The organism is Agrobacterium sp. NPDC089420, assembly GCF_044900305.1.
Lineage (GTDB): Bacteria > Pseudomonadota > Alphaproteobacteria > Rhizobiales > Rhizobiaceae > Agrobacterium.
Genome location: NZ_JBJDMY010000039.1, coordinates 1 through 15,919 on the forward strand (window position 1 = coordinate 1; position 15,919 = coordinate 15,919).

At 56.9% G+C, this 15,919-nt stretch carries 13 protein-coding genes and 2 pseudogenes; 8 read left to right on the plus strand and 7 right to left on the minus strand.

The features are described from left to right. Positions 1–651: alpha/beta hydrolase (locus ACI2KA_RS26240; RefSeq protein ID WP_404505378.1), on the plus strand; the 651-nt coding region annotated here is incomplete at its 5' end. A 257-nt stretch (positions 652–908) separates the two neighbouring features. Then, on the plus strand, positions 909–1,679 hold the full coding sequence (locus ACI2KA_RS26245; protein WP_404505379.1) for an amidase family protein: 771 nt from the start codon (positions 909–911) through the stop codon (positions 1,677–1,679). A gap of 50 nt (positions 1,680–1,729) precedes the next feature. Here ACI2KA_RS26245 and ACI2KA_RS26250 read toward each other — a convergent pair whose 3' ends face one another. The 4 genes from ACI2KA_RS26250 to ACI2KA_RS26265 form a co-directional block, all read right to left on the minus strand. After that, complete coding sequence (locus tag ACI2KA_RS26250) at positions 1,730–1,918, minus strand: hypothetical protein (protein ID WP_404505380.1); 189 nt, start codon at positions 1,916–1,918, stop codon at positions 1,730–1,732. A 64-nt stretch (positions 1,919–1,982) separates the two neighbouring features. Beyond that, positions 1,983–2,990 (minus strand): cell division protein FtsZ, encoded by a 1,008-nt coding sequence (gene ftsZ, locus ACI2KA_RS26255; protein ID WP_404505381.1) that lies wholly within the window; start codon positions 2,988–2,990, stop codon positions 1,983–1,985. Positions 2,991–3,042: 52 nt separating this feature from the next. Next, positions 3,043–4,338: a beta-ketoacyl-ACP synthase II gene (gene fabF / locus ACI2KA_RS26260; protein WP_404505382.1), complete on the minus strand. Its 1,296-nt coding sequence runs from the start codon at positions 4,336–4,338 to the stop codon at positions 3,043–3,045. 166 nt (positions 4,339–4,504) lie between these two features. Further along, positions 4,505–5,092: a TetR/AcrR family transcriptional regulator gene (locus ACI2KA_RS26265; protein ID WP_404505383.1), complete on the minus strand. Its 588-nt coding sequence runs from the start codon at positions 5,090–5,092 to the stop codon at positions 4,505–4,507. A gap of 98 nt (positions 5,093–5,190) precedes the next feature. On the opposite strand from ACI2KA_RS26265, the gene ACI2KA_RS26270 reads away from it, so the two are divergent. From ACI2KA_RS26270 to ACI2KA_RS26295, 6 genes and pseudogenes are all read left to right on the plus strand, one after another. After that, positions 5,191–6,300, plus strand: coding sequence for an efflux RND transporter periplasmic adaptor subunit (locus tag ACI2KA_RS26270; protein ID WP_404505384.1), 1,110 nt, complete (start codon positions 5,191–5,193; stop codon positions 6,298–6,300). Continuing rightward, a complete protein-coding gene (locus tag ACI2KA_RS26275; RefSeq protein ID WP_404505385.1) occupies positions 6,300–9,413 on the plus strand; it encodes an efflux RND transporter permease subunit in 3,114 nt (1,037 codons plus the stop codon). The genes ACI2KA_RS26270 and ACI2KA_RS26275 overlap by 1 nt, the downstream gene beginning before the upstream one ends. 138 nt (positions 9,414–9,551) lie before the next feature. Continuing rightward, positions 9,552–10,139: a glutathione S-transferase family protein gene (locus ACI2KA_RS26280; RefSeq protein ID WP_404505386.1), complete on the plus strand. Its 588-nt coding sequence runs from the start codon at positions 9,552–9,554 to the stop codon at positions 10,137–10,139. A 232-nt stretch (positions 10,140–10,371) separates the two neighbouring features. Further along, positions 10,372–11,183: pseudogene (locus ACI2KA_RS26285) on the plus strand (oxidoreductase). A 481-nt stretch (positions 11,184–11,664) separates the two neighbouring features. Further along, positions 11,665–12,795, plus strand: coding sequence for a Fic family protein (locus ACI2KA_RS26290; RefSeq protein ID WP_404505387.1), 1,131 nt, complete (start codon positions 11,665–11,667; stop codon positions 12,793–12,795). A gap of 60 nt (positions 12,796–12,855) precedes the next feature. Next, a protein-coding gene (locus ACI2KA_RS26295) for an IS5 family transposase (protein WP_404505388.1) occupies positions 12,856–13,610 on the plus strand; the annotation gives its coding sequence in 2 pieces (ribosomal slippage) (positions 12,856–13,189 and positions 13,189–13,610; 756 coding nt in all). Between the two features lie 192 nt (positions 13,611–13,802). On the opposite strand, the gene ACI2KA_RS26300 is transcribed toward ACI2KA_RS26295, so the two are convergent. From ACI2KA_RS26300 to ACI2KA_RS26310, 3 genes and pseudogenes are all read right to left on the minus strand, one after another. Continuing rightward, entirely contained in the window at positions 13,803–14,654 is an 852-nt protein-coding gene (locus tag ACI2KA_RS26300) for a hypothetical protein (RefSeq protein WP_404505389.1), read from the minus strand. Between the two features lie 157 nt (positions 14,655–14,811). Next, positions 14,812–15,057 (minus strand): annotated as a pseudogene (locus ACI2KA_RS26305) (transposase); the annotation flags it as partial. Positions 15,058–15,059: 2 nt separating this feature from the next. Further along, a complete protein-coding gene (locus tag ACI2KA_RS26310; RefSeq protein ID WP_404505390.1) occupies positions 15,060–15,236 on the minus strand; it encodes a hypothetical protein in 177 nt (58 codons plus the stop codon). Positions 15,237–15,919 lie beyond the last annotated feature (683 nt).

Genomic DNA, 15,919 nt, shown 5'->3' on the forward strand with positions numbered 1-15,919 from the left:
CATGTCGCCGACTATCTGGTGACGCTCCCCTATGTCGATGAAGACCGCATCGGCGTCCTCGGCATCTGCGGCGGCGGTGGCTATTCGATCAACGCTGCGATGACCGAGCGCCGTATCAAGGCGGTCGGCACTGTCACTGGCGCAAACTATGGTCGCCTGATGCGGGGCAATTTCACCGGCCTCAACCCAATCGGCGCGCTGGAGGCAATGGCCAAGCAGCGGACCGCCGAGGCTCGGGGCGCGGCTCTCCACGTCGATAATCTCCTGGCCAATTCCATTGAGGAAGCGCGTGCTGCCGGTGTTACCGACCGCGACCCACTGGAGGCGACTGATTATTACCGCACGCCGCGTGGCCAGAAGCCGAATGGTCTGAACCGTTCGCTCCTGTCACATCAGGCCGCGGCAGTCGGTTGGGATGCCTTCCATCTCGCCGAAGTTCTATTGACCCAACCTCTCTGCGTCGTGGTTGGTGATCAGGTCGGCGCCTTCGGTGCCTATCGCGATGGCTGTGAGATCATCGAACGCGCAGCCTCGAAGAAGAAGGAACTGGTCGTCGTAGAGGGTTGGTCGCACTATGACCTCTATGACAAACCGGAACCGGTAGGACAGGCGTTGGCAAAGCTGATCCCTTTCTACAAGGAAAACCTCTGAACATGGCCAAACGGTCGCCATGCACAGTGGTGGCCGCCCAGCACGCGCGGACGAGCAGGGTCGGACGCCTGGCTTGAGGCCCTGACTTGAGACCTTATTTCCCTCCAGTTTTCGGGAGCGTTCTTGGTTTTCAATCTGGCCCTATGCGGCCTGTTTTTTCATAGCCATTTTCATGGCAGACTCGCTGAGTGTGATATTGCCCAATGATGAGTGCGGTCTGCTCCTGATCTCGGACAGTTCCGGCCAGAGCCTGTGAAATGAGCGAAATGACGATCATGGAAGCGAGCCGTCAGTTGAGCGCGCGCTCGATTTCACCAGTTGAACTGGCGACAGACTGCCTTGCGACGATCGATGCGCTGAACCCTTCAGTGGCGGCATTCATCTCGGTGACGGCCGACCGGGCACTCGTCGATGCGCGCGCGTCTGAAGACCGGATGATGCGTGGGGACCGGCGATCACCTCTCGACGGGATTCCCATAGCGCATAAAGACCTTTTCGATACCGCCGGTATCCTTACGTCTCATCTCAGCGTGAGACCGGAGCCCGTGCAGGTGTTTAAAATCCATGTTTCCGATCAAGGATCACTAACGGCTGAAATAGTGGAAAACCCGCTTTCCGGGGATCTATGCTTTGCCGTGCAGCGGACAAACCGCATCATTTCTCGCCAAGTCAACGATGCATTGCGCTCGATAGGACTAACCGCAGAGCAGATATTTCTTCTGGCAGCGATTGGCGAGGCAGGTTCCCCTAGAATATCGGAGGTTTCGCTACTTCTCGGCCTTGACCATTCAACCGTCGTTTCAAATCTCAAACCCCTTGTGAGGAAGAACTGGGTGACGATGTCCGTGGATGTCGATGATCGCAGGGCACGAAAACTTCTGCTCACCGACAATGGGAGAGCGCGGCTTGGAATGGCATTTGAAAGGCTTCAGGAACTTGAAGACGCACTGGTGAAAAAGGTTGGCGGGATGCAGAACGCTCTTAGCCTGTGCCGGATGCTTAGCGATTTATCAACAGCGTGCGCTTAACCTAGGCCGCGCGCAGCCGACACTGGCAACTGACTGCAAGGATACAGCCATCATCCTCTATTTTCGGTGCCGTCTTCCCGCACTACTTCCTCGCGGGACCGAGCACTTAATCCAGCCACTTCGGTCTCAAGCCGGGCCAGCCGTTTTTCCAGCGTGACGAGGTAGTCTCCCTGCGGATCGTCAATACCCAGGGCGGCATCTTCCCAAGACCGCCATTTTTCTCGAAAACGCTTCAACATTTCAAACCTCCATGGTCGTCACTTTACAAGTCGGCGCTTGCTGGCCTGATGATATGGGCGAGCGTCACGCCATTCGTTCCGAAAGGTGGATCACCTCTGCCGGTTGCCTCAAGCCAGTGGCGACAACGGAAACTCTCAGCCGCCCCGCAAGCGCATCATTGAATGTCGCGCCGACGACGATATTTGCGTCGTCGTCGACCTCTTCCCGAACACGGGTTGCCGCTTCGTCGACATCAAAAAGGGTCATGTCCGGCCCGCCGGAAATCGAGACGAGAAGGCCTTTCGCTCCCCTGACGGATGCTTCATCGAACAGCGGATTGGCAATCGCCGCCTCGGCGGCATGTCGGGCGCGGGCGTCTCCGGTTGCCTCGCCCGTGCCCATGACCGCTCGGCCCATGTCACGCATAACTGATCTGACATCGGCAAAGTCGAGATTGATCAATCCTTCCTTGACGATCAGATCGATGACGGAACTGACCCCGGCATGCAGCACACGATCCGCCATTTCGAAGGCATCAGCGAAGGTCGTTTTCGCATCGGCAATCCGGAACAGGTTCTGATTGGGGATGACAATCACCGTGTCCGCGCATTCGCCGAGACGCTCGATCCCGTGCCGCGCCGTTCGCATTCGCTGCGTACCTTCGAATGTGAAGGGCATGGTGACGACACCGACTGTCAGTATGCCTGCCTTGCGCGCAGCATGGGCGATAACGTGTGCTGCACCTGTTCCAGTGCCGCCGCCCATGCCCGCCGTCACGAAACACATATGCGTTCCGTCGAGGTGGTCCATGATCTCGTCAATCGATTCTTCGGCTGCCGCCTGTCCAATATCAGCCAATGATCCGGCACCAAGCCCCTCCGTGACCGTTGGGCCAAGCTGGACAAGCCGTGGCGCTTTCGACATCGACAATGCCTGGGCATCGGTATTCGCAACGATAAACTCCGCGCCCTCGAGATCGTGCGCGATCATGTTATTGACAGCATTGCCGCCACCACCGCCGACGCCGATGACGGCAATTCTGGGCTTGAGGAGCGTTATGCTGGGCGGTGAAACGACAGTCGTTGGTTGCATAGTCGGGAGTGTCCTGGTGGAGACATTGTTCAAAGGGGACCACGCGCGGGGGTTAGTCAGCTAATGGCGTACGGATGCCTCTCCTCGGCCAGCGTCGAAACACTGCGCTGGCATTGACACCACCGAAGCCGAAGCCATTCGATATCGCATATTCAACATCGAGCGCTCGGGCATCGTTTGCGACAAAGTCGATGCCATTGGCCTCAAGGTCCGGTGAACTGAGATTCAAGGTCGGGGGCGCGATCTGGTGCTGGAGCGCCAGGATCGTAAAAATAGCCTCAAGGCCGCCGGCGGCGCCCAGCAGGTGCCCCGTCGCCGACTTCGTGCCGCTGACAGCGATCGACTTCCTTTGGCCGAACAGGCTCTTGATCGCTCTGAGCTCTCCGAGATCTCCAACCGGGGTCGATGTCGCATGTGCGTTCAGATGGCCGATTTCGTGCGGCGCGATACCCGCCTGGGCGATGGCGATTTGCATTGCCCTGCGGGCGCCGCTTCCGTCCTCTGGGCCTGAGGTGATGTGGTGGGCGTCGGCTGTCGTGCCGTACCCGACGAGTTCGGCAATCGGGGTGGCGCCGCGGGCGAGAGCGTGGCTGAGTGCCTCGATGACGAGAATGCCCGCACCTTCACCCATGACGAAGCCGTCGCGCGCGGTGTCGAAAGGACGTGAGGCCTTGGCCGGGGTCTCGTTAAAGCCTGTTGATAGTGATCTTGCCGCTGCGAAACCACCGAGGCTGACAATGTTCATACAGGACTCAGTGCCACCACAAACCGCAATGTCGGCTTCGTTTGACCTGATCAGTCGCGCTGCGTCGCCAATCGCCTGAACGCCGGCGGCGCATGCCGTCACCGGCGCTCCCAGCGGGCCCCTGAAGCCATGCCGGATAGAGACTTGTCCGGCGGCGAGATTGACGAGAAAGGATGGAATGGTGAAGGGCGAAAGACGGCGGACGCCGCGTTGGTCGACGGTACGCACCGCCTCCGTAATCGCGGGAAAGCCACCGATGCCCGATGCGATGATTGTCGCCGTTCTCAGTCTTTCTTCTTCGGAAGCTGGCTTCCAGTTCGCCTGTGCTAGAGCCTCTTCCGCCGCTGCCAGCGCACAGATGATGAAGCGGTCGACCTTGCGTTGATCCTTCGAGGGCAGGGTCCTCTCAGGATCAAAACCTCCTTCAGGATCTTCAGCCAGGGAAGGGACCACGCCTCCGATTTTTGACGGCAAATCCCCGACGATGTCGTCACCCAGTCGCCGGATCCCGCTTTTGCCAGCAAGGAGCCGGGACCAGGAGATATCGACATTCGCACCGAGGGGGCTGACGGCTCCCATTCCCGTGACAACGACACGACGCATTTGCATTCCACCTGTCTATGATCAAAAATTTGGCATGCCTTCGGCGTCCGACCGAATGACCGGTCGTGAACTTGGGACATGCGGTTCGCGTTATACTCGCCTGATACACGTGCGGATTCGGCTGAGCCGTGACAGCCATCGGCGACGAATATCCAAAAACTGTCTGTTAGTCGCTGCGATCGCGGCCAGCAATGCGTCGGACCTCGCTCGCTGCCGCGTCGAGTACACTCGTCGACAGCAGTTCATCGTCGATGATCCGGGACAGCGTCACCGCACCGACCATCATGGACAATATTGCCATGGCCTTTCCGGTTCGAGCTCTATCGTCACCCTCTCCGATGAGTTCTTCGAGCACCTCGAAATGCGCCCGGATACCATCCTCAAACGGGCGCCGAACTTCGGCAGTTTGACGCGCAGCGTCGGAGCCGAGAGCCACAAGCGGGCATCCTTCTGCCTTCTCGCCACTATGATCCTTGGAGAGGTAGAGCCGGATGATCGACTCCAGGGGATCTGACGTGTCTGCTGCGGCATCAGACCACCTTCTCGTGGCGCTCTCGAGAGCACGCCGTGATGCGAGCGCCGCAAGATCGTCTTTCGATGCGAACTGTTTGTAGAATCCACCCTGGGTGAGGCCTGCACCCTTCATCAGGTCTTTAAGGCCGATCCCGTCGAAACCATGCTCTCGAAACAACCGGCTGGCGACGTTTATCACCCTCTCGCGGTTTTCCTCTGCCTGTACGCGGCTCACTCTCATGTGGACCTCCAATTAGATTTCATTTGACATCTATATGTCTTTTAGAGTTAGAGTGCAATCTAATATTTTTGAACAGGCCGTCAAGAAGGGGCGATGAAATGAAACGGAAACTTGTTGTCACTGCAGCAGCAGTGCTGGCGCTGGCCGCAGGCGGAGCCGCCGCACTGCTGCTTCCGGCGCAGGCGCCTGAGGCAAAGGCTGCCGATCCCCGGACCTTGGCGCCATTGGTCAACCTGGCGACGGCCAGGCTTCCTGGCAATTCGAGCAGCAGCTTTACCGGAACCGTTGGTGCCCGGGTCCAGAGCAATCTCGGCTTTCGCGTTCCCGGCAAGATCGTTGAACGTTTTGTCGACGTCGGGGAGCAGGTAAGTGCTGGACAGCCATTGATGAGGCTTGACGAGACTGATCTTCGCCTTGCTCTGACGGCCAAGCGAAACGCTGTCATCGCAGCACAGGCGACGTTTGTTCAAGCGAAAGCCGATGAGAAACGCTTTGCCGTGCTGGTGAAGACTTCTGCTGCCTCGACGCAGCAATATGAACGATCGAAGGCCCTGCTGGATACGGCGACGGCACAGTTGGCCGCCGCTCAGGCTGAGGCGAATGTTGCCGAAAACGAGGCCAGATATGCGGTTCTCGTTGCCGATGCGGATGGAACCATTGTCGAGACGCTCGGTGAGCCGGGCCAAGTAGTTACCGCCGGGCAGCCGGTTGTCCGGCTCGCGAAGTCAGGTCCGCGCGAAGCGATTGTCTGGCTTCCCGAAACCATGCGTCCTGACATTGGAGCTCAAGCCTCCGCATCGGTTTATGGCAGAAACAATGCGGAAAAGGCCAAGCTGCGCCAGATCTCCGATTCTGCCGATCAGCAGACCCGCACCTATGAAACGCGCTGGGTGCTTGAAGGGGGGGCTGCAAATGCGCCCCTGGGGGCGACCGTCACCATCGAAATCGAGAACAGAGATGTGCAGAATCATGCCGAACTGCCGATAGGCGCGCTGTTGGATGACGGGACGCGGACAGGCGTCTGGGTAATCGATCAGCAATCGTCCGTCGTGAAGTTTCGTGATGTGAACGTAGAGCGGGTGAGCGAAGAGAATGTGGTCGTCACTAACGTCAAGCCGGGAGAGGAGGTCGTTGCGCTTGGTGCACATCTTCTGAAGGATGGAGCGCAAGTTCGCACCAGCGTTGGGACAAAAGAGGCGGCAAACTGATGAACCTTAATCTATCCGCCCTTGCGGTTCGCGAACGCGCCGTCACGCTGTTCTTTATCGTCCTTCTGTCGCTTGCCGGCGTCTATGCCTTCGTCAAGCTGGGACGCGCTGAAGACCCCTCCTTTACCATCAAGACATTGACGGTCACCACGGTCTGGCCGGGCGCAACCGCGCGCGAGATGCAGGATCTCGTTGCCGAGCCGCTGGAGAAGCGCATTCAGGAATTGGCCTGGTACGACCGGGTCGAGACAACGACGCGCCCCGGCTTTGCCTATCTTACCGTCACGCTCAAGGACAATACGCCACCAAGCGCCGTCGCTGAAGAATTTTATCAGGCGCGCAAGAAGCTCGGCGATGAAGCCAGAAACCTGCCGCAGGGTGTTCTGGGACCGTTCGTGAACGACGAATATTCCGACGTCAGCTTCGGCCTTTACGCTCTCAAGGCGCAGGGCATGCCGATGCGCGATCTCGTCCGGGAGGCCGAAAAGATCAGGCAGGACATGCTTCATGTTCCCGGCGTCAAGAAAATCAATATTCTCGGCGAACAGCCGGAGCAGATATTCGTAGAGTTCTCCTACGAGAAGCTCGCCACGCTCGGCATATCTCCTCAGGACATTGCCGCAGCCCTTCAACGGCGCAATACCGTAACGCCCGCTGGCTCGATCGATACGCAGGGTCCGCAGGTCTTCATTCGTCTCGACGGTGCCTATGACAGTGTTCAGTCTATCGCTGATACGCCCATCGTCGCTTCCGGCCGTGCGTTGAAGCTTTCCGACATTGCTGAGGTACGCCGGGGTTATCAGGAGCCGGCAAGCTATGTCATCCGTCATGACGGCGAGCCTGCCATTATGCTCGGTGTGGTTATGCAACAGGGCTGGAATGGTCTGGAACTTGGCAAGGCTCTCGAGGAGCGCTCCAGCCGGATCGCACAGTCGTTACCCCTTGGCATAACGCTGACGAAGGTCAGCGATCAGGCTGTCAACATTGACGCGGCGGTGGGTGAATTCATGGTGAAGTTCGCCATGGCCCTCGGCGTCGTGCTCTTCGTCAGCCTCATTGCGCTCGGCTGGCGAGTGGGAATTGTTGTGGCTCTCGCCGTTCCGCTGACGCTCGCTGTTGTCTTCATCATCATGCTCGAGACGGGGCGCTTCTTCGACCGCATCACGCTCGGTGCATTGATCCTGGCACTTGGCCTGCTTGTCGACGACGCCATCATCGCCATCGAGGTGATGGTCGTGAAGATGGAAGAGGGCATGGATCGCATCAAGGCGGCTGCCTATGCCTGGAGCCACACTGCGGCACCGATGCTGTCGGGGACGCTTGTGACCATTATCGGCCTGATGCCGGTCGGTTTTGCCGCCTCTGCAGCGGGTGAATATGCAGGCAACATCTTCTGGATCGTCGGTTTCGCACTGATTGTTTCCTGGTTCGTGGCGGTGATCTTTACGCCCTATCTCGGCGTAAAGCTGTTGCCCGATATCAAGCCGGTGGCAGGCGGCCATCATGCGATTTACGATACGCCGAACTACAGGCGCCTGCGCGGTGCGATCGAATTCACCGTCAAGCACAAATTCCTGACCTGTGCCGTGGTCGGCGTCGTCATGGCGCTCTCTGTCGTCGGGATGGGTGCGGTGAAGCAGCAGTTCTTCCCGACATCGGACCGCCCTGAGGTTCTTGTCGAAGTCCGCATGCCTGAAGGCACGAGCATCGAAACGACGACCGCTACGGTCAAAAAACTCGAGGCCTGGTTGAAGCAGCAACCCGAAACAAAGATCGCGACCAGCTACATCGGCCAAGGCGCGCCCCGCTTCTTCTTCGCCATGGCGCCCGAACTGCCCGATCCTGCCTTTGCGAAGATCGTTGTGCTGACATCCGACGCACATGAGCGTGAGGTGCTGAAACTGCGTCTGCGGGAAGCCGTTGCGCGAGGGCTGGCGCCCGAGGCATTCGTCCGTGTGACGCAACTCGTCTTTGGCCCCTACACGCCATTCCCCGTCGAGTTTCGGATCAAAGGACCGGACGCCGAAGAGCTGTACAAGCTCTCCGAACAGGCACTTGCTCTCATGAGCTCGGTACCTGACGTCAGAAATGCCAATCGCGACTGGGGTAACCGCACACCTGTTGTCCGGTTCGTTCCTGATCAGGATCGCCTGAACCTCATCGGCATGTCGTCCGCCGAGGCTGCCCAGCAGATACAGCTCCTGCTGAGTGGTGTTCCCGTCACGCAAGTCCGTGAGAACATCCGAAACGTTCCTGTCGTGGCGAGAAGTGCCGGTGAAATCCGCCTCGATCCTGCAAGGCTAGCTGACTTCTCGCTCGTGACGAGAGACGGCCGTGCGATCCCGCTCGACCAGATCGGCCACACGGAGGTGCGCTTCGAAGAGCCGATCCTCAAGCGTCGTGACAGAACGCCTGTGGTGACGGTCCGGTCTGACATTAACGAGGCGACACAACCGCCGGAGGTTTCGCAACAGGTGATGACCGCTCTTCAGCCACTCGTTGCATCTCTGCCTGCTGGCTACACAATCGAGATGGGCGGCAATATCGAGGAGTCACTCAAGGCGAATACTGCTCTGGTGAAGGTGTTCCCACTGATGATCGCAGCGACCCTGATCGTCATCATCCTTCAGGTACGCAGCCTGTCGACAATGACGATGGTGATGCTGACAGCCCCGCTCGGTCTTGCAGGCGTCGTGCCGACCCTGATCCTGTTCAACCAGCCTTTCGGGTTTAACGCGATCCTGGGTCTTATCGGCCTGGCGGGCATCCTCATGCGCAACACGTTGATCCTGACCGAGCAGATCAAGGAAAACAAGGCCGCGGGTCTGGACGACTATCATGCCGTTATCGAAGCCACGGTGCAGCGAACGAGGCCCGTCATCCTGACAGCGCTTGCTGCGGTCCTTGCCTTCATTCCCCTGACGCATTCGGTTTTCTGGGGTTCGATGGCCTACACGCTTATCGGCGGAACGGCGGTGGGCACGCTCATCATCCTGCTCTTCCTGCCCGCACTCTATGCTGCATGGTTCCGCATCAAGCCGCCCAAGGCAGACACACATCCGGCGGTAAACGCGAACACGCAAAAGGCTCACGATGCGCTTGCCGCGGAATAGTCACCCGCTCCGCAGCAGATGATGCTGCGGAGAGTCCATTTTGCTCGGCAGGATATGGCTGTGATCTGCTTGGTTAGAGGCCCCCTTAGGAAGCCATGCCTTCGTTCCGCTTGAACCCTGCCCATTAGGAGACTTGACATGAACCCTATCGTCTCAATTTTTAAAAATCCTCCGGATGGGGGCAGAGGATACCACCGCGATATGCGTGTAAGATGGGCTCTTGAGGAAGTCGGACAGCCTTACACTCTACGATACCTGACGTTTTCCGAGATGCGCCGGCCCGAATATTTGAAAATGCAGCCATTTGGTCAGATGCCAATTTATCAGGAGGGCGATCTCGTTCTTTTTGAATCCGGTGCGATCGTGCTTCACATTGCACAGCGTTTCGCCGGCCTCCTTCCCAATGCAGCGCAAGCGCGCTCGCGTTCCATCATGTGGATGTTTGCAGCAGTCAATACGATCGAACCCTGTATCGCCTCCGGCAGCGTGGGTCATCTCAGTCAGCGGCTCCAGCAACTGGGCGATACGCTTGGGGGGAAAGAGTGGCTTGAGGGGGCTCAGTTCAGCGCCGGTGATCTGATGATGGTGAGCGTACTGCGGCCGCTCAAGCACTCGGATATCCTGCTGGATAGCCCTGGCTTGCAGGATTACGTCGAAAGAGGCGAGCAACGATCCGCATTCCAGCGTGCGCTCGGCAATCCACCAGCGGACAGGCGAACGGCGTGACTTGATGGCATAAGCATTCGTCACACCCGTCATCCGTTAGCCGAGAACCACCGCATTAACTCGACCGATGTTTCCCGCGTCGAGGAGACTCGTCCCAGTGTCGTGTGGGGCAACCATCTACCTTCTCAATTTCTTTAAACGCGTTTTATTTCACTTGCAATCTAACGGAATTATAGATTACGTATGAAATCTATAATGATTTCTAATCCAACGCTAATTTTGGAGAGCGTAGATGTCGACAGACAAGATTGTTGTAGTAACCGGAGCATCCTCCGGCATAGGGCAGGCGACCGTGAGGTTGCTGTCACAGAATGGGTTCAAGGTGTTTGCAGGATCGCGCAATCCGGATAAAAGTGGACCGGTTCCTGGTGTCGAGTACGGACGTCTCGATGTGGACAATGACGAGTCGGTGAGGCAATTCGTCGATTGGGTTCTGTCCCGTTCGGGCCGGATTGATGTCGTGGTGAACAATGCAGGCGTCTCTCTTGTCGGGCCGGTCGAAAGCACGTCGGACTATGAGGCGAAGGCCGTTTTTGAAACCAATGTCTTTGGCCCATTGCGCATGATAAGAGCGGTATTGCCTGCGATGCGGCAGCAGAATTCCGGCCTGATCGTCAATGTCAGCTCGGTCCTCGGCTTCCTCCCCGCGCCGTATATGGGCCTGTATGCCAGCAGCAAGCATGCCCTGGAGGGACTGTCCGAAACGCTCGACCATGAAGTTCGCCAATTCATATTCGCTCCGTCCTGGTTGAGCCAACGTTCACGAGGACAAGGCTCGATGTCAATGCGAAGCAGACGGAGGCGCTTATTGGCGACTACGCTCACCAATTTGCCAAATCCAATGAGGCCGTTCTTTCAGCCATTAAGGCAGCAAGCAGTCCTCAGACTGTCGCCGCCGAAATCATGGCAGCAATCACAGGTCCTCACAAAATGCGCAGGCCGGTTGGAAAACAGGCTGCGCTTCTGAGTCGCCTGAAGCGCTTTGTTCCAGCCAAGGCATTGGATAGCGGCATTAGGAAGACGTTTGGGCTCTCCAAGCTGTAAGCATTCGCGGAGCTTGCGCGCCACAAGCAGAAAGTAGGGCGTCGGCATTCGGAAACTTCACGTCATCTATCATCATGACTGACGGAGGCCACACTCGCGCCGACCGCGACGCCCACTGCAGCGGTCGGTCGCACTGCCGACAACCTGTTTGCGCGCGCTCGAACCGGCGGCAGAAATGCGTCCGGGCCAGCGGGATGTTACAGTGGTCATCGCCTTAGTAAAACCGGCAAAGCCAGCATTCATGGTGGTTTCGGCTTCCATCAGGAAATTGTCGAGAGTTATCCTTCGCTCTGGTCCCGATGCCGAGGGCGAGCGGAAATAGGGGGCGCCCGTTAGCAAAATATGTTCAGGATAAGTGGTTACCCACCGGTCGCTACGTCTTGAATGGAGAGCCGCAGCTTGTGGTGCTGAGCGATAGACGGGCTTGCAATAGCTCATTTATGGCAATAAATATGAGTTATAGAGAAGGGTGCTATAACTCATGAAATGGAACTGGCAAAACACTGATTGGCCAAACTTCAGGTACGACACCGCAAGCTTGTTACCGTTGGAGCAGAAATTCTTGCAGTCCGCCGGCGAGGTTATCGGTGCTGTCCGGCATTTCAACGATGATGACAGCAAACAACTTCGTATTGAATTGCTGAGTGACGAAGCGGTCAAGACCTCAGAGATTGAAGGGGAGTTTCTGGACCGCATGAGTGTCCAATCATCACTCCGCCGGCAGTTCGGGCTGGACACGGATGATAGACAAATTCGCCCCCAAGAGCAGGGGATCGCCGAGATGATGGCGGATGTCTATCGAAGCTGGCATACGCCGCTGCGTCATGAAGGACTGTTCCATTGGCACTCAATGCTGATGGCCGGAAACCGATACATTGAAACGGTTGGTGCTTACCGGACGCATGAAGACGCCATGCAGATCGTGTCAGGTCGATTGGACAAGCCCATCATCCACTTCGAGGCTCCCCCGTCTCGCCAAGTTATCGGAGAGATGGAGACTTTCATCGCCTGGTTCAATAAATCCGGGCCAGATGGCCAAACTTCGCTTCAAGCTTTGACACGTGCAGCAGTAGGCCATCTGTACTTTGAAAGCATACATCCATTTGAGGATGGCAACGGCCGAATTGGGCGCGCGCTCGCTGAGAAATCCCTGGCGCAAAACATAGGGCAGCCAAGCCTCATTTCTCTCGCCTTCACAATCGAGCAGTGCCGTAAGGCCTACTACTCCGAGCTTGAGCGCCACCAGCGCACGCTTGATATCACCGACTGGATCATCTTCTTTTCAGAAACTATTCTGGACGCTCAACGGTCGACGCTTGAGCGCATAGATTTCTTCATTCAGAAGGCAAAGTTCTATGATCGTTTTCGGGGCCAGCTCAACGAGCGGCAGGAAAAGGTAGTCGCGCGCATCTTCAAGGAAGGCACGGCTGGCTTCAAGGGGGGGCTAAGTGCCGAAAACTACATTTCGATCACAGATACATCCCGCGCTACAGCAACACGCGACCTTCAACAGCTCGTGGAGATCGGTGCACTGACGCGCGCAGGCGAACGTCGGCATACCCGGTACACGCTGTCACTGAAGAAAGGAATTGATGCTAGGCAAAAGCACTAGGCTCAGGACCTATTAATTTGACTTGAGATGTGATTCACGGCTTCCGAGAAGGAGGCCGTGATGGGTGATTTGTTTTTGCTGAGCGAGCGCCAGATGGCGCGGATATCGCCGCATTTCCCGCTTTCACATGGTGTTGCGCGGGTCGACGACCGGCGGGTGGTGAGCGGGATCGTTTACGTGATCCGCAACGGTCTCCAGCGGAAGGACGCGCCGACTGGCTACGGTCCGCACAAGACACTCTACAACCGCTTCGTACGCTGGAGCCGTCTGGGTGTGTTCGACCGCATCTTCGCCGGGCTCGCCGGCGAGGGGCCGAAGCCGGAGCGCATCATGATCGACGCGACGCATCTGAAAGCCCACCGCACTGCGGCGAGCCTGCTTAAAAAAGGGATGTTCCCCGTCGTATCGGGCGAACCAAGGGCGGGCTGAACTCAAAGCTCCACACCGTATGCGACGGAGACGGACGGCCGATCATCCTGCTTCTGTCAGAAGGTCAGATGAGCGACCATAAGGGCGCACGTCTCGTGCTCGACGCCTTGCCTCCCGCCGATCACATGATTGCCGATCGCGGATATGACAGCACCTGGTTCCGCGAGGAACTCGAGGCCAGAGGCATCGAGCCGTGCATCCCGTCATCGAAGAGCCGCAAGATACCCTTCGTCTACGACAAGGTCCTCTACCGTCAGCGCCACAAGGTCGAAAACCTGTTCGCCAAGCTCAAGGACTGGCGGCGCATAGCGACGCGCTACGACCGATGTGCTCACACCTTCTTCTCGGCAATCTGCATCGCAGCCGCAGTTATCTTCTGGCTCTGATCAATGAGTCCTGAGCCCAGCTTCACACGGCTACGATAAGGGGGAGGAAGGTTGATTTTGGATTTCGCCTTGAAGTCTGCAGGCGAAGTCTTGTCGGCTTACATCTGGCAAACAGAACCGTACTGCCTGTGCATCGGGACGATGATCGGAGTGACGGAACCGAAACGGAAAAATTCGCTCCGGTTCCGTCTTTCACGCTTCTCGTTTCAGGGGAGGCGTGAAAACAGCGCTATCAGGGACAAGGGCATGTTTGTCATCGGGTTGCCAAGCGGTGCGAAGCCATTCGATGTTGCCGATGCGGCGGTACCAACGGTTACCTCGACCCGCAAGAACATCTTCCATTTTGGGGCGGCCGGCAAAAACTACAATCCTCGCGCCTTCCGGTACTACTGGATGCTCCCAGAAGCTTCGAAGACGTGACGGAACGCATTTGTTTTTAAAACTGACACACCAATCGCTCGGCCAGTAGGAAAGATGACCGCGTCTAAGCAGTTGTGCACTCTGGAATTGCTGGGAAATCTCATATCGGCGATGTGCCAGTCGCGGATGTGCACGATACGTGTCCAAGACATACGGATACGCCCCGATTTCGTAGCGGAACACCGAACTGTTGCCCACTGACGCCAAAAAGGCATCTCGTTGCGGGTTGAGCTTCCGAAGGGGCTTGGGGCGGAAAAGATCGTCGTCACGTATCATCACGACCTCGCCCGGGTAGTCAAAAAATACATCGAGATCACCAACGATGACGACATCCAGATCGAGAAACAGGGTCGGGCCACGCAAGTTAGCCAGTTGGAACGAGAAAAGAGTAAGCTTCCTCCAACGTGTATCCTGAACTCCTTCAGGGGTGTTCAAATCCGGAAGGGGAAGGGTTTCAATATGGTGGTCGATACCATCTGTATTGTCGGTAAAGCATATGAACCTGTGTGGCCTGCCCAGGTGGCGTGATACGCCACGATGAAGATTATTCACATAGGCTGGGCCATACGCATCGCCCCATTTCATGCAGATGACATTCACGCTTGATCGTGTGGCTGACTTCATATGGTCATTCCGACTGCACACCTCCGGTACGGTATTTCGCAAAAAGTTTAGCGAAGGTTCGTCGTCCAAAGGATTAAATCATATTCTGAAATATTGAGATTTATTATGCTCTGAGTCCCAAGTTTGGACCGCCGAGAACTGGATTTTCCGGCTCTGATCACGATGGTTGGCTGGTTGGGCTGCCGGGATTATGCATGGCAAACGGGACGCTATGTCCGATCGCACTGTGAGGACGATCCTCGTTATAGTATCGACGCCGAGTCTCCAACTTTTCGCGCGAATCCGCAAGGGGCAGGAACCAATGAGAGTTCAGACACTCCGCTCGGAGCTTGCTGTTGAAAGCCTCGATGAAGCCGTTATCCGTCGGTTCTGAGGGCCGTGAGAAGTCCAGCGTGACGTTGTGTGTCAATCGGCTCGGAATATTGACCCCTTGGGGGTGCGGCCGAAGCCTTGGAACGCCTCCACGATGCGGGATTGGGTGATGTCCGGCAGATTCTGGACGCTGGAGGTAAAAAGTGTCGTGCCTGTGAGCCAGGTGGTTCGGAATACATCATTCAGTTCACGGATACGGATGATTGTCATGGTTTTGTCCCTCGTCTCGATTGAAATGGACAGGGAAATAGGACCCCGTCCTGCTTTCCCGGAGCCGCGCGAGCGGTGGGGCTGGAAGGGGACAACAGGGATTCGCGAGGAACCGGCTGCACGCAATGCAGCGCAGCGGAATGAAGGAAGCTGGGCGGAAGACCTGTTTGGGGGAGAGAAGGGGCAACGCCACTCGGCCTCCATTTATAAATCACTTAAGCGAAAAATTGTTAGGCGCATTAGACACCACTTGCTTTCCGAAAGTGGCGTGAAATAGTCAAAAGAAACTCTCGGTTAAATTTTTATACCTTCTAAGCGTGCTGCTAGATGCTGATTGTAAGGCAGAGTTGATATTTATTGGGTGGGCTCTGACCTGTTCCTAGCCTAATTCAGCATGGCTATCTTGTGTGTGCGAGTGAAACAGCGGACAGGCGCGCTTTTTGTGGATACGCATGAGGAACAGTACTCTGCTTGTAGGAAAAATCATGCGTTTTAGTGTGTTTGGGAATGGAATATTTGCCTTTGGACTCTTCTTTTCTACGTTGGGCCTCCATCCAGCCGCGGCTTGCTTGGCTTACAAACCAATAAGTAATACGCCGCCTCGCTGATCTCGACTCTTTGGCCTTCCCAAAACGCGATGAATCTGAATCTCTGGTGCAAACCGGAGGTTTGCGATGCGATCA